The organism is Brucella sp. HL-2 (genome assembly GCF_025846885.2).
Taxonomy (GTDB): domain Bacteria; phylum Pseudomonadota; class Alphaproteobacteria; order Rhizobiales; family Rhizobiaceae; genus Brucella; species Brucella quorumnocens.
This window is the reverse complement of record NZ_JAOYTK010000001.1, coordinates 596,642-616,241: the sequence shown is the minus strand read 5'-3', so window position 1 is coordinate 616,241 and position 19,600 is coordinate 596,642. Positions and strand designations below refer to the sequence as shown.

The window sequence follows — 19,600 nt, the reverse complement described above, 5'->3', positions numbered from 1 at the left end:
ACGGTAGAGCTTTGTGTCAAAGGGAATGGCCGATGATTGAAGAAGTCACCTTTACAGCCAGCGACGGCTTCCCACTTTGTGGGCAGCTGTTCCATGGCGAAGGCAGAAAGCCCCTTGTGCTGATTTCATCGGCAACCGCCGTGCCGCAAGGCTTTTATTCCGCCTTTGCCAAGCACCTCCTCGCCAACGGTGCACGCGCGGTTCTAACTTACGATTATCGTGGCGTCGCCGCTTCCCGCCGTGCCCGCAAGGCAGTGCCTGCAATCCGTTTCAAGGATTGGGCCAAGCTGGACTTCCCCGCTGCCCTGAGATGCTTACAAGCTGTAGCACCTGGACATGAAATGGTTGGCATAGGCCAATCCTTCGGTGGACAAGCGCTGGGGGTGTCGGGATGCTCTGGCGAGTTCACCCGCTATGGTATGGTCGCAACCATGTCCGGTGCAGTGCATCTTCTTAATGATAAATGGGTCTGGCCGCGCATGAACATTGTCGGCGTGCCGGTTTCTTATCTCACACCGAGCACACCGCGTTGGATGAATGGAGAGCCTATTCCCGGATCGGTTTTTCGTGACTGGGCGCGATGGTGCCGGATGAAAAACTATTTCTTTGATGACGCCGAGCTTGACGCTGCAGACCTTATTGCCAAGGTCAAAACACCCATTCTGTCCGTCGGGCTTGAGGATGACCCATGGGGTACGCGGCGCGCAGTGAATCACTTTCTGAGCTACCACGTGAACGCACCCATTGAGCAGCGCTGGTATTCGCCAGCAGATACCGAGGGTCAGCCAATCGGCCATCTTGGCTTTTTCCGTTCGCGCTTTGCACAAAGTCTATGGCCAGAAATGACAGAATGGCTGCTGGATGGCGTTTCACCATCCAGTCAGGATCATTTGAACAAGTCAGGCAAGCCTGCGATGGAATCAAGCACTACATCCGCGTGAGGCTCCAGCGCCTCGCGCGGACTGTTGCCAGAAAGAACACCGACGGCAAGTCCAGCTTTCGCAGCCTGCGCTGTTTCCAAATCATGCAGATTGTCGCCCACCATTGCGATGGCGCTTGGTTCAAGGCCGACCTTTTCTGCGAAATAAAGCAGTGGATCAGGATAAGGCTTGGGACGTGCTGCCGTATCGTAGCCGATCACGACATCAAAGAAATGGTCGATCCCCAATGCCTTTGCTGTTGCATGCGCACCGGCTTCTGAATCATTGGTGGCGATGCCGAGTATGTAGCCCATTTCACGAAGCGTTTGCAGCGTCTCCTTTAGGCCCTCAATTGCCACTGCGGAACGCGCACCTTCCGCAACCGTGTAGGAGTCAAATTCGTCGATCTTGGCTTTGAAACTGGCCTCATCAATATCCGGGTGCCAGAGCTGGACAATGTCTTCCACCGTACCGGCTGCAATCACCGAATTGGCGCGAAAGCGTGAGGCCTCCCAATCATAGCCGCCCGCATCGAGCAAAGAGCGCGCACGATGCTCATCGCCATTCGCGGTACGCTGTGCGAGGTTCCACGACACGGTAAACCATGTGCGGTCGAAATCGATCAAGGTGCCATCCTTATCGAACAGGATGGCACGGATCGCTTTCAGTTTTTCAGGAGAAGACGATGCACTCATGCCTCTAACGCACCCGAACGCTTTTTTACCGCAGACGGCTTCGCGGCGAGCAGTTTTAGCAGATCATCGCCACGGCGAACATAACGCAGCGTGCGGCGCGTGAGGATGCGGCCTGCCTGTGGCGCGGTCAGCGTAATGTCGCCTTCCGGTTCGCCCGGACGAGTGACAATCGTTACGAGCTTTGCGCCCGCTTCCACCACATCACCGGGGGCAACGTGATAAAGCACCATACCGCCTTCTGGCGCACGCAGCATTTCTACGTTTTCAAGCGGCGTCACCAGACCCTTGTAATGAAGATCAAGCTTTACGTTTTCATCAAAGATGACGCCACGATGGACGAGGAATTTGTAAAGGCCTTCCGCATCACCTTTTCCCATATCAGCATAGACATCGCTCAGGCCACGGAACTCGACCGTGGTAACAGCGCGGCGCTTCATGTTGCGCTGATCAGCAGGCAATTGCAGCACCGGATGCGCGCAGGCCTCCTCGAAAGCCGCGTCTGCCGTCGTGTCCCATGCGAGGATCGCAGTCGAACCCAGCGCAATCGCCAGATCCTTCATGTCTTCCACGAATTCCTTGGCGATGTAGACGTAGTTTTCGCTTTCATCATCGCAATGAAGATCAAGCACGATATCGTTGGCAAGAGCGAGCTTCAAAAGCGTTGATTTGAGGCGCTGTGCAAGGGCCACCGGTGCATCCGGGCCGGGCAGTTCCGACGTGTCGAAGTCCGGCAGAAGCGGAAAAGCCCGGTTGAAATTGACCGCTGAGAAAAACTCGAAACGACCCAGATGCTGATGTGCCTGCCACTGGTTCGAGCCAATCGGATTTGCCTGTGGGATAACCGTGATATTGCCGAGAATGCGGCCTTCATCGCCAGCTTTTTTCAACATCGGCACGAGAAAATGCAGAGCAGCCTGCCCCGGCAATTCACCACCATGCAGCGAGGATTGCAGATAGGCAGTTGGCGCATTGCTGTATTTGCCTGCAAAACGCAGCACACGCAGTCCAATGGCGTTACCCGGTACATCGCCGGCAAACTCGATAATCTCGGTCTTCATGTCTCATCCCAATTCATGCACAAAAAAAGCCGGGCAGAGCGCCCGGCTTGCCTTATTGATTTGCCTTAATATCAGGCTTTACGGCGTGCATGCAAATGGGCAACCAGACCTACGGTCGAGGCATCTTTGCCTTCAGCCGATTCAGCGCCGGAAACAACCGGCAGAAGCTCGGTCGCCAATTCCTTGCCAAGTTCCACGCCCCACTGGTCGAACGCATTGATGCCGAAAATCTGCGCTTCGACGAACACGCGATGTTCGTAAAGGGCGATCAGGCGACCAAATGCAAACGGGTCGAGCTTGTCGTGAACAAGCGTCAGCGATGGACGATTACCAGAGAAGACGCGGTGCGGCGCGATACGTTCGACTTCCGCTTCGGGCAGCTTCTTAGACTGGAGCTGGGCACGGGCTTCATCGAGCGTGCGTCCCTTCATCAAGGCTTCTGACTGCGCAAGGCAGTTGGCGAGCAGCATTTCATGCTGATGATCGAGATGCTTTTCATGGCCCTTGGCAGCTACGATAAACTCAAGCGGAATGGTGTCCGTGCCCTGATGCAGAAGCTGGAAGAATGCGTGCTGGCCATTGGTGCCGGGTTCGCCCCAGACAACCGGACCCGTTGGGCCGGAAACAGGCTTGCCATCCACAGTCACGCTCTTGCCGTTCGATTCCATATCGAGCTGCTGAAGATAGGCCGGAACACGAGCAAGACGCTGATCATAAGGGATGACTGCGCGGCTGGAATAATCGCAGATTGCGCGATGCCAATAGCCGATAAGACCGAGCCAGATTGGCAGGTTCTTTTCGAGCGGCGCATCGCGGAAATGCACGTCCATCGAATGCGCGCCCGCAAGGAACTTGCGGAAGTTGTCAGCACCCACCGCAATCATCACTGGCAGGCCGATTGCCGACCAGACGGAATAACGACCGCCAACCCAATCCCAGAAACCGAAGACGCGGTCTTCGCCAATACCGAAGGCTGCAACCTTATCAAGTGCTGTGGAAACAGCCGCGAAATGTGCGCCAACTGCATCTTCTCCCAGCGCATCAGCAATCCATTTGCGCGCGGTTTGCGCGTTGGTCATGGTTTCGATGGTGGTGAAAGTCTTGGACGCGACAATGATGAGTGTCGTTGCCGGATCAAGCGCATTGAGCGTGTCGGCAATATGTGCGCCATCGATGTTGGAGACATAATGCGCGCGTGGGCCATCATGATAAGGGGCCAGCGCCAGTGTCGCCATAACTGGGCCAAGATCGGAACCGCCGATGCCGATATTGACGATATCGGTGATCTTCTTGCCCGTCGCGCCCTTGATCGAGCCGGAACGGATGCCATCAGAGAAGGCAGCCATGCGGTCGAGAACTTCCTTCACGTCCGGAAGAACGTTATAGCCATCGACCAGCACTTCCTTAGACGTGGTATCGCGCAGTGCAACATGCAGAACGGCACGGTCTTCAGTGTTGTTGATGTGCTCGCCTGCAAACATTGCAGCGCGACGACCTTCAACGTCAGCGGCCTTGGCCACTTCGGTCAGAAGCACAATCGTCTCGTCGTTGACACGTGCTTTCGACCAGTCAAACAGAAGATCGTCCAGAGATAGCGAATAGCGCTCAAAACGGCCTGGATCGGCTTTGAAAGCTGCGCGCATGTCTTTTGGTGCAGCGTCCGTCCAGTGCTTTTTCAGCTTTGCGACCGTTGCTTCAAGCTTCGCCGCGTCTCTTGCCATGATGGTACTCCCGGTCAATCAAATCGATTTAATTGTCTTAATAGAGCATTTTAGTAGAGAAGTGCATCCGTTAAATTACAGAAATTTTCCATTTTGATGTGGTTCCGTATAGGGATATGCATCAATTTAGGTTGATCAGGAGCAGTGTAAAGCATGGACCTCGTCGGAGAAGAAAGAATCGCCGCACCCCGGCAGGCCGTATGGGACGCGCTCAACGACATTGAGACGCTGAAAAACTGCATTCCCGGCTGCGAAGACCTCGAACGTCTGTCGGAAACCGAAATACGGGCGGCACTGAAAGTCAGCCTTGGTATACTTAAAGTCCGTTTCCACGGCATGCTCGAACTCTCCAACATGAACCCACCCGCCTCCTATACGATCTCCGGACGCGGCGAAGGTTCCATTGCGGGCTTCGCCCACGGCGATACCGATGTAACACTCACCATCGACGGTGATGATACGATCCTCACTTACGTGATCCGAGGTGATGCAGGGGGCAAGATCGCCCAGCTCGGCTCGAAACTGCTTGGCTCGGTGGCGCGCAAGATTGCGGATCGGTTCTTTGCCAATATCGGCGCTGCGGCAGCGCAAAAAGCGCTCGATAATGCCGCTGCAAAAACGGCATAATTTCATTCCAATCTATAATAGGAAGAGACGCGAAAGGATTTTTGCTTTTCGCCCTTTTGAGTTAGTCGATACTGCATAACCCGTAACAAGGCCTATCGGCATGAAACCCAGAGATATCGCAACGTATATTTTCCTTGCCGTAGCATGGGGGCTATCGTTCCTCGTGGTCCTGCGCGTGGTCGAAGCCTTTGGCTGGGTTGGCGCTGTTGCATTCCGCTCCTTCATCGCAGCCGGAACGCTTTTCGCGATTGCGAAACTCTCTGGACGCAGGCTTGATTTTCACGCAGGCTGGAAACCTTTCGCCGTAGTTGGTGCCACAACCGTTGCTGGTCAGCTTATCGGCCTGTCCTACGGTACACCGCTGATCGGAACAGCAATGGCCGCGATCTGCGTCGCATCCATTCCGCTGTTCTCAATGGTTATCAGCCAGCTCTGGGGACTTGAACGTATCACGTCACGCGGCCTTGTTGGCCTGTTGCTTGGTGTTACGGGCATCGTGCTGCTGGTTGGTTTTCCGGCAGTCGCAGTTACGCCAGCCTTCATCATGGGCTGCGTTGCCGTGCTTTTTTCCTGCTTTTCAGCCGCTTTTGGCAGCAATTATGCCAGCCGTCGCCTTTCCGGCTCAGGTTCCTGGGAAACAACCATCGGCGCTTTCGTCTTTGGCGGCATTCTTACCTTGCCGCTGATCTTCGCCGTTCCCGTGCCAACCACACCGGGACTAATCGATTTTGCCTATCTGCTTATTTCGGCCTGCGTGATGAGTGCTCTGACCTATGTGCTCTATTTCAAACTCGTGGGAAATGTCGGACCTACCAAAGCCATCAGTGTTGAATTTGCCGTGACCGTAATCGCGGTTCTGATCGGTGCTGTATTCTTGAAAGAACAATTGTCTTTCATCCAGTTCATCGGCGCATCGGTCATCATCGCAGGCTGTGCTCTGGTGCTCAGTTCACGCCCGGCATTGTCACGTGAAGCAGAAACTTTCTCCGATCCAGAAATTGTAGCAGAGCCAACGCCGGACGCACTCAAATCCGACTCCCTCTGATTTCACAACGTAACTCCTTTCAAAGGCCCGCGCTTTCAAAGCCGGGCCTTTCGCTATTTCTGGTATGGAAATCTCATAAATTGACCAGATGATAAAAAATTTGACCTTCCGTAAAAATCTGTCATCCTGTCATCAACGGGCGTCACGCGACGGCAAAGATCGCAGCCCGGAACAGAGTTAAGGTGCGCAAAGGGAACCCGCGCCGTAACGCAGCAAAAATGGGAGATGCGATCCATGCGATCAGCAGATAATTCGCCTATTGATGCAATCGATCATGCGGCCCAGCCTGATATGTCAGGGCCGGATATTCATGGCGCGCGGCTTGAAAAGGCCGATTATGCGCATGTCTTTGATGATCTGCATCCGCCGTTTACCAAACATGAAGCCATCGTTGAATCTGACCGCTGCTATTTCTGCTATGATGCGCCGTGCATGAATGCTTGTCCCACAAGCATCGACATTCCGCTGTTCATTCGTCAGATCAATGCTGGCAATCCTATCGGGGCTGCAAAAACAATTCTTTCAGAAAACATTCTTGGCGGCATGTGCGCCCGTGTTTGCCCGACAGAAACGCTCTGCGAAGAAGTCTGTGTTCGCGAAACATCGGAAGGCAAGCCAGTCAAAATCGGCCACTTGCAGCGATATGCCACCGATGTTTTGATGGAAACGGGCAACCACCCATTTAAACGCGCACCGGAAACCGGCAAACATATTGCTATTGTTGGCGCAGGCCCGGCAGGTATTTCGGCAGCTCATCGCCTTGCAATGCATGGCCATCAGGTGACGATTTTTGAAGCCCGCGCCAAAGGCGGCGGTCTTAATGAATATGGTATTGCCGCCTATAAGACAGTCAATAATTTCGCCCAGCGTGAGCTGGAATTCGTGCTGAAGATTGGCGCGATCAATATCGAATATAACCAGACACTCGGTCAGGACATCACTATCGAGGCACTTAAGGCTGGATATGATGCCGTGTTCCTCGGTATGGGCATGCCCGGCGTCAACGATCTGGGGCTTGTTGGCGAAGATGCGCCCAATGTGATCGACGCCGTTGACTACATTGCCAATCTGCGTCAGGCAAAAGACCTTTCGTCGCTTCCCGTTGGTCGCAATATCGTGGTGATCGGTGGCGGCATGACGGCAGTCGATGTTGCGATCCAGACCAAAAAGCTTGGCGCTGAAAACGTGACTATCGTCTATCGTCGTGGACAGGAAAGCATGAATGCCAGCGCCTATGAACAGGAACTGGCACAGATTCATGGTGTGGTGATCCGTCACTGGTTACAGCCGCATGCACTGGAGCAGAACGAAGACGGCACAGTCAATGCAATCGTCATGGAATATACAACCGCAACAGACGGTAAGCTTTCAGGCACTGGAGAATATTTGATCCTTGAAGCCGATCAGGTCTTCAAAGCTATCGGTCAGAAGTTCGAACCTGAACCGGTCGCTGGATCAGGCATCAGACTTTCCAAAGGGCGCATCAGCGTTGATGAGGAACGTCGCACATCCGTTGAGGGCATATGGGCGGGGGGCGACTGTGTTGCCGGTGGTCAGGATCTGACTGTTGCATCGGTGGAAGATGGCAAGGTCGCCGCCGAATCCATCCATGCAACGCTGACCAAACGTCCCGAAGCGATTGAAGGCTTTGCCGATGCGGTACTTTCAGGCGGCGCTCTTCATGCGCCTGCGCCAGCATCGCATGACCGTAATGCCCACGTGGGCCAGGAACAGGGCTGAGGAGATTAATCATGGCTGATCTGTCAACGAACTTCCTCGGTATCAAATCTCCAAATCCGTTCTGGCTGGCATCAGCTCCGCCGACCGACAAAGCCTATAATGTAGAGCGAGCCTTCAAGGCAGGCTGGGGCGGAGTGGTCTGGAAAACGCTGGGCTCTGAAGGCCCGCCAGTGGTCAATGTCAATGGTCCGCGTTATGGCGCGATCCATGGTGCTGACAGGCGCTTGCTCGGCCTCAACAACATCGAGCTGATTACTGACCGACCGCTCGAGGTGAACTTGCGCGAAATGAAGGAAGTGAAAATGCGCTGGCCCGACCGCGCATTGATCGCTTCAATCATGGTGCCCTGCGAAGAAGAAGCATGGAAAGCCATCCTTCCTCTCGTGGAAGAAACCGGCGCTGACGGAATTGAGCTCAATTTCGGCTGCCCGCATGGCATGAGCGAACGTGGCATGGGTGCGGCTGTTGGTCAGGTGCCGGAATATGTCGGCATGGTCGTCAAATGGTGCAAGCAATATAGCCGCATGCCAGTGATCACCAAGCTGACGCCGAATATCACCGATATTCGCAAGCCTGCACGCGGCGCAAAAGCCAATGGCACCGATGCTGTATCACTGATCAACACGATCAATTCGATCATTTCGGTCGATCTCGACAATATGTCTCCGGTCCCATCCATTGATGGACGCGGCAGCCATGGCGGCTATTGCGGTCCGGCAGTCAAGCCTATCGCGCTCAACATGGTTGCGGAAATTGCGCGTGATCCGGAAACGCACGGACTGCCGATTTCAGGCATTGGAGGCATCACCACATGGCGCGATGCGGCTGAGTTTATCGCGCTTGGTTGCGGCACGGTTCAGGTTTGCACTGCTGCCATGACCTATGGCTTCAAAGTCGTTGAAGAAATGATCGACGGTCTGTCCGACTGGATGGACTCCAAGGGCTATGAGACGCTAGATGATTTTCGTGGCATGGCAGTCGGTCAGGTCAGCGACTGGCAATATCTCAACCTCAACTATGTCACCAAGGCGCGCATTGATCAGGACCTCTGCATCAAATGCGGTCGCTGCCATATTGCCTGCGAAGACACTTCGCATCAGGCGATCACAGCAATGGTCGATGGTGCGCGCCATTTTGAGGTGATCGACGAGGAATGCGTTGGCTGTAATCTCTGCGTCAGCGTCTGCCCGGTCGAGGACTGCATCACCATGGAGCAGATTTCCGACTTTGATCCACGCACCAACGCGCCGATCCCGGATCAGTATGCCAACTGGACGACCCACCCGAACAATCCAATGGCCGTCAAGGAAGCAGCCGAATAAAACAGAAACGCACTAAAACAAAACGCCGGGCAACGCCCGGCGTTTTTCATTTCAAACAAGCGACTTACAGGCTGACGCGAGCGCCTTTTTCCGGCTCGAACACATGACTGGTTGCCGGATCGATTGCGATGGTCAAGACATCGCCCGGACGAACGGTCAGACGCTCGCGGAACAGACAGGTGATCGGCTGATCTCCCAGCTTGCCCATAACCATGATTTCCGAACCGGTTGGCTCAACGATTTCAACCGTGACAGGCACGCCGTTCTCGGCAATCTTCATATGCTCTGGTCGAACGCCATAAACGGCCTTGCCTGAAAGGCTTGCATAATCCCCTTTTGGCAGCGGCATGCGGAAACCGCCGTCAGCGAGGAAAGTACCCTCGTCGATCTTGCCGTTGATGAAATTCATCGAGGGAGAACCGATAAAGCCTGCGACGAACATATTGGCCGGACGATCATAAAGATCGAGCGGCGCACCAATCTGCTCCACCAGACCATCACGCATGACGACGATCTTATCGGCCATGGTCATGGCTTCGATCTGATCGTGGGTCACATAGATCGTGGTGGTCTTCAAACGCTGATGCAGCCCCTTGATTTCACCACGCATCTGCACGCGCAGCTTGGCGTCGAGGTTAGACAGCGGCTCATCAAACAAGAACACCTGCGGATCGCGAACAATGGCGCGGCCCATGGCTACGCGCTGACGCTGACCACCGGAAAGCTGGCGCGGAAAGCGGTCGAGCAGCTTGTTAAGGCCCAGAATTTCCGCCGCACGATTAACACGGCTGTCGCGCTCGGCCTTGGGTGCATTCTTCAACATGAGCGCGAAGCCCATATTGTCGGCCACCGTCATATGCGGATAGAGCGCATAATTCTGGAACACCATGGCGATATCGCGTTCCTTGGCGCGCAGGTCATTGACCACGCGCGGACCAATAGCGATTTCACCGTCGCTGATTTCCTCAAGCCCTGCGATCATACGCAGAAGCGTGGATTTTCCGCAACCCGACGGCCCGACCAGCACGACAAATTCGCCGTCCTGAATGTCCACTGACACGCCGTGCAGAACGCCGACATTGCCATATTTCTTGATTGCATTTCGGATGGATACAGATGCCATCTTGAACCTCAACTCTTATTTGACGGCGCCTGCGGTCAGACCCGCAACGATCTGGCGCTGTGCGAAAACGGTCAGCAACAGGACCGGCAATGTGACCACAAGTGCTGCGGCGGCAAGCGGACCCCAGCTGACCTGTTCAAAGGACAGCATGTTGTAGACCGCAACCGGCAGGGTGCGTGTCTCGCGGCTTGCGAGCACGATGCCGAAAACGAAATTGTTCCATGAAAAGATCACTGCAAGGATGAGCGACACCACAACGCCGGGCTTGGCGATTGGCAGTGCCACCTTCATGAACACCTGCCACGAGGAAGCACCATCGATAATGGCTGCTTCTTCAAGCTCCATCGGTGTTGTCTCGAAATAGCCGATCATGATCCAGATCACGATTGGAACGGTGACGACCAGATGGATGATGATCTGCGGCCAGAGCGTGCCAAGCAGGCCCAAGGCCTGGAACAGCAGGAACAGTGGGATCAGGTAGGACAGGCCCGGCGTCATACGGGCAATCATGATGACGATTGCCGATTTATGCGCCTTGAGCCGTGCAATACCGTAACCCGCAGGAACGCCAACCAGAAGCGCAAGCAAGGTCGCCGTACCTGTGACCAGAAGACTGTTCCAGAAATAGAGCAGAAAATCGTTGGTCGCAAAGATATCGGTATAGTTCGACCAGGCGAAGCGTTCAGGGATCAGGATCGGCGGATAAGCGCCATTGTCGATTTCATATTTCAAAGAAAGCGACAGCATCCAGACGAAGAAGAAGATCGCTGGCGACACAATGATGAAAACCATGAGTGCCGTGCCAAGCTTGGAAAGAATTGACTTGCGTGCCATGGTCGGTCCTCAGCTGTTCCACTTGGTCCGCTGGCGCAGCGCCAGAAGAACAAGCGACATGGCGATAATGACAATGAAGAACACCACGGCAATTGCCGATGCATAACCAATGTCATAATAAGAAAACGCCACGTTATAGAGATAGATGTTGATGGTTTCCGATGCCGTTCCGGGACCGCCCTGCGTCATCGCATAGATGATGTCGAAGCTTTTCAGCGCATCGATCGAGCGAATAATCACAGCTACCATGATGAAAGGCAGGATCATCGGGAGTGTGATGTACCGGAATTTCTGCCAGGCATTGGCACCATCGATTTCCGCACTTTCAAACGGATCGCGCGGCATTGAAGCAAGACCGCCCAGCACGATCAGCATGACCAGAGGCGTCCACTGCCAGGTTTCAACAGCAACCAGCGACGGAATGACTGTGTTCTGGTTGAAAATCCATTCCTGTGGCGGAATACCGATCAGCGAAAGAAGATAGTTCAAGACACCCAGCTGTGGGTGATACATCATCGTCCAGACCAGCGCGACCGCAACCGGCGTTGCCATCATCGGCATGACGAAGATACCGCGTAACAGCCCGCGCATTGGCAGCTTGCTGTCAAAGACCAGCGCTGCAATCGTGCCCAGAATCATCGGGGCCACGACTGACAGAACCGTATAAACAACCGTATGCCACATGGATTCCCAGAAGCGCATATCGGCGGCAAGACGCAGATAATTGTCGAAACCGACAAAGCTTTGTTCCCCGCCGAGCTGCCACTGGTTGGCACTCATCCAGAGCGTGAACACCCATGGGAAGACGATCACCGCCCCGACGGTGATCAAGGCTGGCAGAACAAACGGCCAGTAGCTGGGCCGCAAGCGGCTCGTGACAGCCTTGGTGGAGGTAGCTGCCTTCGCAGCAGCTTCCGTTTTTGCTCCTATCGGGGCGGCAGATGTCATTTTCCTTCGCTCCGTGCGAGGACCGGACGGAATTCTTCCGTCGCGCGTTTCATTTCAGTTTCTGCGTCAGCACCATTGAGAAGATTGGTGAGGCCGACACCGATAATGTCGCGGAATTCCGTGACAGGCACGATGACAGGCAGGCAGAGCTGGCTGATCGGGGCAGACTTCGAGAGGGCTTCCACCCAGCCTTCCGGCATGGTGACAGCCTTGCGCACTGCTTCGTCGTCAATGATCGACTTGCGGAAAGGAACGCCCGATCCCGATTGCAGAAGACGTGCACCCATTTCCTTGGAAATAGCCCACTGGCAATAGAGATATGCGGCTTCCTTGTTCTTGGAAGCTTCGGTCACGCCAATGCCGTCGCCTGTCGTTGGTGCTGCCTGTGCATTCGGGCCAGCTGGCATGACGCCATAGCCAACTTTGCCAACAACGCGCGACTTGTTCGGGTCTTCAAGCGGTGGCGCAAAGCCGATGCCATCGAGCCACATGCCGACACGTCCCTGCAGGAAGTTCGACTGGCATTCAGCCCAGTTGAAGCCTGCAACACCGGGAGGTGCCGATTTGGTCATCAGGCGCTGATAGAGCTTGGCAGCTTCAATGCCTTCAGCCGAATCCGTCTGTAGATTGCCATCGGCATCAACCGACTGTTTGCCATAGCCAAGCAGCAAGCTGGTATAGACCGGCGCATTGGCATTCTTCATGCCGCGAGCGACGAAGCCATAGGTTTTGGTCGATGGATCGGTGAGTGCTTCTGCCGCTGCAACCAGCTCTTCAAAGGTCTTTGGATATTCAATGCCCTTGGCGGCAAAGAGCTCCTTGTTCCAGTAGATGATCCAGTAATCGACCGAGAATGGCAGCGCGCCGAAGCGGCCATTGGCATCCTTGGCAAATGTCAGACCAGCGCTTGCGAAATCATCTTCTGTAAGCGATGCATCGGTCAGCGTCGGGTCTTTCAGGAACGGATTGAGGTCGGCAAGCCAGCCGCCCTTTTCAAACTGGCGCTTCTGAACGTGATAGCTGATATGGATGACGTCGAAGCTCGGGCGACCGGAAGTCAGCTCGATCACCGCCTTCTGGCGTTGCTGTTGTTCCGGCATCTGCTCGGAGTTCACCTTGATGCCCGTCAGCTCTTCGAATTCCTTCTGATGCTTCTGAAGGATTTCGCCGCGCGGGCTTTTGATGAGGTTTACTTCAAGTGTGGTTCCGGCAAATTTCTTCCAGTCGACATTTGACTGGGCGAATGACGGGGTGAAGCCCGTGATGCCGGATGCAGCGATTGCTGCGGTTCCCGCCATAAACTGGCGGCGTGTCGGACGTAACAGATTCATTGCTTACTCCTCCCCTGTTGTGTTTTAGGCCTTATACATTTTGGCCTGTCATTCTTCCGGCCCGGCGACTCCTCTCGCCAGACCTTCAGTCTCATATATGCAAAGCCAGTTTCCGCGCATTGTTGATATGAACGGCGATGGCATCCATGGCAGTCTGCGGGTCTCGGGTTTCGATTGCGCTCAGCACGGAAAGATGCTCCTGCATGACCGGGATAACGCGTCCGGTAATGCGGAAGCGCTCCTGATTGATCAGACGCATCTTGATCGTGTTGGTCTGGTAAGCGCGCCAGATGATTTCATTGTCGAGCGAGCCGACAATCGTATCGTGAAGGCTCCAGTCAATATTCTGCGCCTGCTCTTCCAGCTCAGGCGTTTCGCCCTCGCTCATTGCGCGATTGAGCGTGTTTTCATGCTCCGCGCGCAACGAACGTAGCAGTTCGTCAGATGCCGCCTGACAGAAGATGGCAATCGCCTCTTTCTCGATGAAAAGCCGAAACTGAAACGCCTCGCGGATGAGATTGAGATCAATATGCGCAATCTGAAGCCCGCGCTGCGGCACGGTCTTGATAAGACCTTCCGCTTCAAGGCGCGGGATAAGTTCGCGGATAGCACCGAGCGGCAGGCCCGTCATGGTGACGAGCTGACGCTGAGAAACGAATTGGCCCGGATGAAAATCGCGCGCCAGCAAATGCTGGGTGAAGCTTTGATAAGCTTTATCCCGCAATTTTACCGGTTCGTTGTGATCTTCCGCCAAAGCCTGTCCCCTCTCAGTGCCGTTCGCTTATGCCGTGATCAGGCCGCTTTTGCCATATGCAAACGGTCGAATACACTGCCAATTGCATTGAAATCCGCGTCGTTGAGTGAAACGAGCGGTGCACGCACCCGACGCCACTCCATGTCACCCGTATGACGCGCAACCATAGCCTTCACTGCTGGCGTGACCGGATAGTTCAGCAACTGCTGCACGGCGCTGACGAGTTCAGCGTCGTCCTGACCTTCGTTGACCATGCGCAGAAGACGATCCGGGAACAGATTGGCCATGCCGGAAATAGCACCCTGCCCACCAAGACGAACACCCGCAGCAAGATCGCGCTCATCACCGATCAGGATCGCAATGTCCTTGTGTGCGGCAAGCAGTTTTTCCGTATAGGCCCAGGTCCCCGACGAATCCTTCACACCAGTGATGATGCCACCAAAAGCTGCACGCAGACGGCTGATCAAATCGACAGAAAGCTCAACAGCAGTAACCGACGGAATGTTGTAAAGAATGATGCTGCGCGCATCATCGCCAAGACCTTTGAAGACTGCAGAAAACCAGTTGAACAGGCCATCATCGGAAAGGTTTTTGAAATAGGATGGGGGTGCCAGAAGAATGGCCTTGCAATCGCGACGCAGCGCATCGGCCGATTGAAGGACAGCATCAGCAACCGAGTTTTCCATCACACCGACAACGATGTTGGAAGCTGCAAAGCCTTGAGCAATGAAGCTATCCAGAAGTGCTGCGCGTTCGGCATCAGCGATCGACGAACCTTCGCCTGTGGTGCCAAACAAAGTGACGCTTGAGCAGCCACTATCGAGGCGAGCGCGGGCGTGCTTCAGAGCACGACTGACATCGATTTTGCCATCCGCATCGAATGGCGTTGTAAGCGCTGCAGAGAGCCCGAAGCGCTCCTGACCAGAATTATCGTGTGCCAAAACTGGCTCCTCCCAAGTTTGAACTTTAGGTTTGCACATACTAACATGTTAGTAAAGAGTCAATTCGAGTTCAGCGTGTAATCGCATGATTTCGGGAAAATGGGAGAGAACGTAAAATAGCTGAAACGCGGGTTAGTCCAAAGCGCTGACATCTGCGTCCCTCATCCTGAGGAGCTGTTGAAAACAGCGTCTCGAAGGACGAGGGAGGAAGATGTACGTCGCTTAACTTATCGAGTTGGAACAACGCCGCTTTCGATGAACGAAAGAACTTCCGCTTTATGGGGTGAACCGGCTCGTCCGCCGAAACGCGCGCATTTGATGGCGGCAGCGGCATTGGCAAAACGGATGATGTCCGTCATCGGTTTACCCTCCACCAGACCATGTGCAAAAGCACCGTGGAACACATCACCTGCAGCAAGTGTATCCACTGCATCGACCTTGAAACCAGCCACATGTGAAACGGAATGACCAGCGCCGTCTGACCAATAGCAGCCATCCGCTCCGGCGGTTACAGCCGTGAAAACATCATAGCGATCAGCTAAAATGCGGACACATTCGCTCAAATCGGTCGTCCCTGCCACGCTGATCGCGGCAGGTTCTGATGCTACGATATGGGTCGCAAGCGGCAGCAGCGTTTCGAGCAATTCGACGGGTGCCGTATCAGCATCCAGAATGGCCGGAATACCTGCGTCACGCGCAGCACGCAGCGCGGTTTCAGCAGCCCATGGCCAGCGCACATCGGTCATGACAGCCACATAAGCTCCCGCTGCAATCGGCGGCACCGGATCAGACGGACTTGCAAGCCTGCGATCATAAAAAGGCACGATGATGCGTTCACCGTTCGCATCGACGAGGATCGAAGAAAATGCGGTGCGGGCGCCATCGAGCCGCCGAATATGGGAACAATCAATACCTTCGGCTTCAAGCTCCGCTATGGCGCGATCGCCCACCGAATCAATCCCCGCAGAACCCCAGAGCGCCACCTCACCGCCAAGCCGGGCAATCGCAGCGGCTGCACTTGATGCCATGCCAGCAGCAATCTCGACCGCCTCGCGAGGCAGATATTTACCTGCCTGTTCGGGAAGCGTATCGAGGCGGAAAATGGTGTCCATGGTGAGGGCACCAACGCAGAGAATTTTGGACGTCATGATTACGAAATGAGACCTTCCGAGCGAAGTGTCGTCCAGAATTCATCCGGGATCGATTGTTCAAACCACACAACATTTTGCCTGATCTGTTCAGGTGAGCGAACACCGATCAGAATGGAACTAACCGCCTCATGCATCATCGGGAACTGCATGGCGGCAGCGGCAAGCGGCACATGATACTCATCGCAAATGTCATGCAGGCGATTGGTGCGCTCGATGATTTTGGCAGGCGCATCGGCATAGTCGAACTTCTGTTCGCCGCCGCGCGGTGCCGCAAGAATACCTGAGTTGAAAACACCGGCGATGACCAGCGCCATGCCACGCTTTTGCGCTAATGGCAGGAATTCTTTTTCCGACACCTGATCGAGCAGTGAATAGCGGCCCGCGAGAAGCGAGCAGTCGAGATCAGCTTCTTCAAGCGCATCGCGAATGATCTGCCATTCGTTCACACCAAGACCAAAGCCCTTGATGTTGCCTGCGTCGCGCAATTCGCTCAGCGCGCGGAATCCACCGCCCCTGGTCAGCGCATTCCAATGAAGCTCGTGCCTGTCGGCATGGGTCACGCGGCCAATGTCATGGACATAAAGCAGATCGATGTTCGGAAAGCCAAGACGTTGCTGACTATCATCAAAGCTCCGCATGACTCCGTCATAGCTGTAATCAAATACCTCGCGGAAATTCAGCCCATTGTGCCAGCCGGAATCAAGCGGGTTCTTTGGTGGCGCTGGCGGCAGCTTGCGCCCGGCACGCTCATTGGTCATCAGGCGTCCGACTTTAGTCGAAATGACCGCACGCTCATTCTTTTCACGCAGCATATCACCCAGAAGGTGTTCACTGCGGCCATAGCCATACATCGGCGCGCTATCAAAATAGCGGATACCACTTTCCCAGCCCGCTTCGAGCAGAGCGTCGGCGTCAGCACGCGCGACCGGCGCATAGAGCCCGCCCAAAGGTGCTGTTCCCAGACCAAGCGCCGTTACACTCAGACCGGTCCGGCCAAGCGTCCGTTTTTCGGATGCCTTCAATTGCATGGATATCTCCCCAACAACGGCGCTCAACGTGCCGCGCTCCTTATCCAGCGCCTCTTATCCAAAAACCGCTTCACACGTTTCGGGACGCGCTGCCTCTTCCGCCGATTGATAGGAGCAAGTTTGCGCAAGTGCAATCGGAAAAACATGCCCATGCAAAGAGCTTATTCATGCGCAAATAAATCATTCACCAGAGCGCTCTCACGGAGTATAAGAGAAATATTCGATTTATATCAATAAGATAACAGATGATCCCCGATCACCCCATCATAAAACCCTTCACCAGCACCCGCTTGACAATGTCGATTTCCTGTCGATATTACTATGATGTCAGACCAATTTAAAAACCAATAAGGGAACCGGTTCTGACCTGATTGCGCGTTGAGATTCTGGACCGGACACTGGGCCAAACACTAGGTTAGTCTCTGGGCTGATCTCTGGGCCAATCTGTAAAATGGAGGCAGGATGAAAGATCGCAGGCTGCTGCAAATAGCGCCATTACCGCCGATGGATCGTGCCCGGCAGGTAACGGATGCTCTCGCCAATTACATCGCGACAGCGCAGCTTCAGGCCGGTGACCGCCTCCCCGCAGAACGTGAATTGATGACTGCACTCGCCGTCGGTCGGTCCACCATTCGCGAAGCAATCCGTCATTTTCAGGCATTGGGTGTGATTGAAGCCCGCAAGGGCAGCGGCACCTATCTGCTCAAGCCAATTTCGGCGGCGACAATCCATATGCCGCTCTCATTCGATCCCGCACAGTTGCGCGATGCATTGCTGCAATCGCTTGAAGTACGCCGCGGCATTGAAGCGGAAGCAAGCATGGTTGCAGCGCGCAAACGCACAGCCGATGACCTCGTAATTATCGAGCGCAATCTGAACGAGATGGAGCGTGTTCACATCGCTGAAGGCACGTCAGGCCCCGAAGATCTTGCCTTCCATCTCGCCATTTATGACGCGACCCATAATCCGCTTTTCAGACAATTGCTCGAACAGATGCGCGAAGCCTTTCTGCACTTCTGGGATCATCCGTTTGAGCGGGTCGATTTCGCGCGGCGGACCTTTCCGTTCCACCGCACGCTCTTTAACGCCATCGTGGCTCAGGACCCTGAATCCGCGCGGCTGGAAACACTCAAGATCCTCGACATTGTTGAGGAAGACATCAAGGAAATGTCCAAATGACCGACGGGATGGATCCGCTGGATTTTGCAGCACTTACGGTTGCTCATGATGAAAGCAATGCATACGACGCCGTGGTTCCCCCCATCGTGCAGACCTCGCTTTTTACCTTCCCAAGCTATGACGATATGGTCGCCTCCTATCGCGGCGAAAAAGTTCGTCCAATCTATACACGTGGACTCAACCCAACCGTGCGGGCATTTGAAGAAATGCTGGCGAAGCTTGAGGGCGGCGAAGATGCGCTGGGGTTTGCCAGCGGCATGGCCGCAATTTCATCAAGCGTATTGGCCTTCGTCAATCCGGGTGATCGCATTGTTGCGGTGCGCCATGTCTACCCGGATGCGTTCCGGCTGTTCGGTACCATCCTGAAGCGCATGCAGGTGCAGGTCGATTATGTCGACGGACGTGACGAAGAAGCAGTCGCAAAGGCTTTGCCCGGCGCGAAAATCTTCTACATGGAAAGCCCGACAAGCTGGGTCATGGAAGCCCATGATGTCGGCGCTCTGGCCAAAATCGCCAAACAACACGGCGTTTTGAGCATCATCGACAACAGCTGGGCAAGCCCGATCTTCCAGCGCCCGCTGTCGCTTGGCGTTGATCTCGTTGTGCATTCGGCTTCGAAATATCTCGGCGGTCACAGCGATGTTGTGGCAGGCGTTGTGACCGGCTCGAAAGCGCTGATCAATGCAATTCGCGCAGAAACCTACCCATATCTCGGTGGCAAGCTTTCACCATTTGATGCGTGGCTGCTTATTCGCGGCATGCGTACTCTTCCAACGCGCATGAAGGCGCATGAAGCCTCGGCACTCGAAATAGCAAAGCGTCTTCAAGCGCTCGATACGGTGGAAACTGTCTGCCATCCAGCACTTGCCAATCGCCTGCCAGCAGGGCTGACCGGCACGTCCGGTCTGTTCTCGGTGATCTTCCACGAAGGCGTGAATATCCGCGAATTCTGCAACCATCTCAACCTGTTCAAGCTTGGCGTGAGCTGGGGCGGACATGAAAGCCTGATCGTACCGGGCGAAGTGGTGTTGCAGCAAAAGGCACAGCCAAATTCGGCACACACATTCGGCATTGATGCGCGCTCGGTGCGCCTGCATGTCGGACTGGAAGGAACCGAAGCGTTGTGGAGAGACATTGAAGGAGCGCTCGCTCAGTCAATCGCATGAAATAAACCGTCGTGAGG

At 54.8% G+C, this 19,600-nt stretch carries 18 protein-coding genes; 7 read left to right on the top strand and 11 right to left on the bottom strand.

Annotated features, from left to right (window positions below; all coding sequences use genetic code 11):
* Positions 1–32 precede the first annotated feature (32 nt).
* A complete protein-coding gene (locus tag OIV19_RS02910; protein ID WP_264230611.1) occupies positions 33–941 on the top strand; it encodes an esterase in 909 nt (302 codons plus the stop codon).
* Here the strand turns inward: OIV19_RS02910 and OIV19_RS02905 are convergent.
* The 3 genes from OIV19_RS02905 to pgi all read right to left on the bottom strand — a co-directional run bounded on the left by OIV19_RS02905 (position 887) and on the right by pgi (position 4,394).
* Positions 887–1,615, bottom strand: a complete 729-nt coding sequence (locus OIV19_RS02905) for an HAD family hydrolase (RefSeq protein ID WP_264230610.1) — start codon at positions 1,613–1,615, stop codon at positions 887–889. The two genes, OIV19_RS02910 and OIV19_RS02905, sit on opposite strands and share 55 nt — an antisense overlap.
* Complete coding sequence (locus OIV19_RS02900; protein WP_264230609.1) at positions 1,612–2,673, bottom strand: succinylglutamate desuccinylase/aspartoacylase family protein; 1,062 nt, start codon at positions 2,671–2,673, stop codon at positions 1,612–1,614. Before OIV19_RS02900 ends, OIV19_RS02905 begins: the two co-directional genes overlap by 4 nt.
* A gap of 71 nt (positions 2,674–2,744) precedes the next feature.
* Positions 2,745–4,394, bottom strand: coding sequence for a glucose-6-phosphate isomerase (gene pgi / locus OIV19_RS02895; protein ID WP_264230608.1), 1,650 nt, complete (start codon positions 4,392–4,394; stop codon positions 2,745–2,747).
* 153 nt (positions 4,395–4,547) lie between these two features.
* Here pgi and OIV19_RS02890 point away from each other — a divergent pair, with 153 nt between their 5' ends.
* The 4 genes from OIV19_RS02890 (at position 4,548) to preA (ending at position 9,128) form a co-directional block, all read left to right on the top strand.
* Complete coding sequence (locus tag OIV19_RS02890; RefSeq protein ID WP_095446019.1) at positions 4,548–5,021, top strand: SRPBCC family protein; 474 nt, start codon at positions 4,548–4,550, stop codon at positions 5,019–5,021.
* Positions 5,022–5,121: 100 nt separating this feature from the next.
* Positions 5,122–6,066, top strand: coding sequence for a DMT family transporter (locus OIV19_RS02885; protein ID WP_095446018.1), 945 nt, complete (start codon positions 5,122–5,124; stop codon positions 6,064–6,066).
* 225 nt (positions 6,067–6,291) lie between these two features.
* The gene (locus tag OIV19_RS02880; protein WP_264230607.1) at positions 6,292–7,806 is read left to right on the top strand and encodes an NAD(P)-dependent oxidoreductase; all 1,515 of its coding nucleotides are present in this window, start codon (positions 6,292–6,294) and stop codon (positions 7,804–7,806) included.
* Positions 7,807–7,817: 11 nt separating this feature from the next.
* A complete protein-coding gene (gene preA / locus OIV19_RS02875; RefSeq protein ID WP_095446016.1) occupies positions 7,818–9,128 on the top strand; it encodes an NAD-dependent dihydropyrimidine dehydrogenase subunit PreA in 1,311 nt (436 codons plus the stop codon).
* Between the two features lie 64 nt (positions 9,129–9,192).
* On the opposite strand, the gene OIV19_RS02870 is transcribed toward preA, so the two are convergent.
* The 8 genes from OIV19_RS02870 to OIV19_RS02835 all read right to left on the bottom strand — a co-directional run bounded on the left by OIV19_RS02870 (position 9,193) and on the right by OIV19_RS02835 (position 17,238).
* The gene (locus OIV19_RS02870) at positions 9,193–10,251 is read right to left on the bottom strand and encodes an ABC transporter ATP-binding protein (RefSeq protein ID WP_095446015.1); all 1,059 of its coding nucleotides are present in this window, start codon (positions 10,249–10,251) and stop codon (positions 9,193–9,195) included.
* 15 nt (positions 10,252–10,266) lie between these two features.
* Positions 10,267–11,085, bottom strand: coding sequence for a carbohydrate ABC transporter permease (locus tag OIV19_RS02865; protein WP_264230606.1), 819 nt, complete (start codon positions 11,083–11,085; stop codon positions 10,267–10,269).
* 9 nt (positions 11,086–11,094) lie between these two features.
* The gene (locus tag OIV19_RS02860) at positions 11,095–12,033 is read right to left on the bottom strand and encodes a carbohydrate ABC transporter permease (protein WP_264230605.1); all 939 of its coding nucleotides are present in this window, start codon (positions 12,031–12,033) and stop codon (positions 11,095–11,097) included.
* The gene (locus tag OIV19_RS02855; RefSeq protein WP_264230604.1) at positions 12,030–13,364 is read right to left on the bottom strand and encodes an ABC transporter substrate-binding protein; all 1,335 of its coding nucleotides are present in this window, start codon (positions 13,362–13,364) and stop codon (positions 12,030–12,032) included. The genes OIV19_RS02860 and OIV19_RS02855 overlap by 4 nt, the downstream gene beginning before the upstream one ends.
* A gap of 91 nt (positions 13,365–13,455) precedes the next feature.
* A complete protein-coding gene (locus OIV19_RS02850) occupies positions 13,456–14,118 on the bottom strand; it encodes a GntR family transcriptional regulator (RefSeq protein WP_264230603.1) in 663 nt (220 codons plus the stop codon).
* A 38-nt stretch (positions 14,119–14,156) separates the two neighbouring features.
* Positions 14,157–15,059 carry a dihydrodipicolinate synthase family protein gene (locus OIV19_RS02845; protein WP_264230602.1) on the bottom strand — a complete coding sequence of 301 codons (903 nt, stop codon included), beginning with the start codon at positions 15,057–15,059 and terminating at the stop codon, positions 14,157–14,159.
* Between the two features lie 227 nt (positions 15,060–15,286).
* The gene (locus OIV19_RS02840; protein WP_264230601.1) at positions 15,287–16,207 is read right to left on the bottom strand and encodes a PfkB family carbohydrate kinase; all 921 of its coding nucleotides are present in this window, start codon (positions 16,205–16,207) and stop codon (positions 15,287–15,289) included.
* A 2-nt stretch (positions 16,208–16,209) separates the two neighbouring features.
* Complete coding sequence (locus OIV19_RS02835; protein ID WP_264230600.1) at positions 16,210–17,238, bottom strand: aldo/keto reductase; 1,029 nt, start codon at positions 17,236–17,238, stop codon at positions 16,210–16,212.
* A 462-nt stretch (positions 17,239–17,700) separates the two neighbouring features.
* Between OIV19_RS02835 and OIV19_RS02830 the strand changes: the two genes are divergently transcribed.
* Positions 17,701–18,417: a FadR/GntR family transcriptional regulator gene (locus tag OIV19_RS02830; protein WP_095446007.1), complete on the top strand. Its 717-nt coding sequence runs from the start codon at positions 17,701–17,703 to the stop codon at positions 18,415–18,417.
* Complete coding sequence (locus OIV19_RS02825) at positions 18,414–19,583, top strand: PLP-dependent transferase (RefSeq protein WP_095446006.1); 1,170 nt, start codon at positions 18,414–18,416, stop codon at positions 19,581–19,583. The genes OIV19_RS02830 and OIV19_RS02825 overlap by 4 nt, the downstream gene beginning before the upstream one ends.
* Positions 19,584–19,600: the final 17 nt, after the last annotated feature.

What these genes read in the sequence shown, in the direction of transcription:
- OIV19_RS02890 (WP_095446019.1), top strand. Translation starts at nt 4,548, where the DNA reads ATGGACCTCGTCGGAGAAGAAAGAATCGCCGCACCCCGGCAGGCCGTA.
- OIV19_RS02910 (WP_264230611.1), top strand. Translation starts at nt 33, where the DNA reads ATGATTGAAGAAGTCACCTTTACAGCCAGCGACGGCTTCCCACTTTGT.
- OIV19_RS02825 (WP_095446006.1), top strand. Translation starts at nt 18,414, where the DNA reads ATGACCGACGGGATGGATCCGCTGGATTTTGCAGCACTTACGGTTGCT.
- OIV19_RS02840 (WP_264230601.1), bottom strand. Translation starts at nt 16,207, where the DNA reads ATGACGTCCAAAATTCTCTGCGTTGGTGCCCTCACCATGGACACCATT.
- OIV19_RS02870 (WP_095446015.1), bottom strand. Translation starts at nt 10,251, where the DNA reads ATGGCATCTGTATCCATCCGAAATGCAATCAAGAAATATGGCAATGTC.
- OIV19_RS02835 (WP_264230600.1), bottom strand. Translation starts at nt 17,238, where the DNA reads ATGCAATTGAAGGCATCCGAAAAACGGACGCTTGGCCGGACCGGTCTG.
- pgi (WP_264230608.1), bottom strand. Translation starts at nt 4,394, where the DNA reads ATGGCAAGAGACGCGGCGAAGCTTGAAGCAACGGTCGCAAAGCTGAAA.
- preA (WP_095446016.1), top strand. Translation starts at nt 7,818, where the DNA reads ATGGCTGATCTGTCAACGAACTTCCTCGGTATCAAATCTCCAAATCCG.
- OIV19_RS02880 (WP_264230607.1), top strand. Translation starts at nt 6,292, where the DNA reads ATGCGATCCATGCGATCAGCAGATAATTCGCCTATTGATGCAATCGAT.
- OIV19_RS02830 (WP_095446007.1), top strand. Translation starts at nt 17,701, where the DNA reads ATGAAAGATCGCAGGCTGCTGCAAATAGCGCCATTACCGCCGATGGAT.
- OIV19_RS02905 (WP_264230610.1), bottom strand. Translation starts at nt 1,615, where the DNA reads ATGAGTGCATCGTCTTCTCCTGAAAAACTGAAAGCGATCCGTGCCATC.
- OIV19_RS02885 (WP_095446018.1), top strand. Translation starts at nt 5,122, where the DNA reads ATGAAACCCAGAGATATCGCAACGTATATTTTCCTTGCCGTAGCATGG.
- OIV19_RS02860 (WP_264230605.1), bottom strand. Translation starts at nt 12,033, where the DNA reads ATGACATCTGCCGCCCCGATAGGAGCAAAAACGGAAGCTGCTGCGAAG.
- OIV19_RS02900 (WP_264230609.1), bottom strand. Translation starts at nt 2,673, where the DNA reads ATGAAGACCGAGATTATCGAGTTTGCCGGCGATGTACCGGGTAACGCC.
- OIV19_RS02855 (WP_264230604.1), bottom strand. Translation starts at nt 13,364, where the DNA reads ATGAATCTGTTACGTCCGACACGCCGCCAGTTTATGGCGGGAACCGCA.
- OIV19_RS02865 (WP_264230606.1), bottom strand. Translation starts at nt 11,085, where the DNA reads ATGGCACGCAAGTCAATTCTTTCCAAGCTTGGCACGGCACTCATGGTT.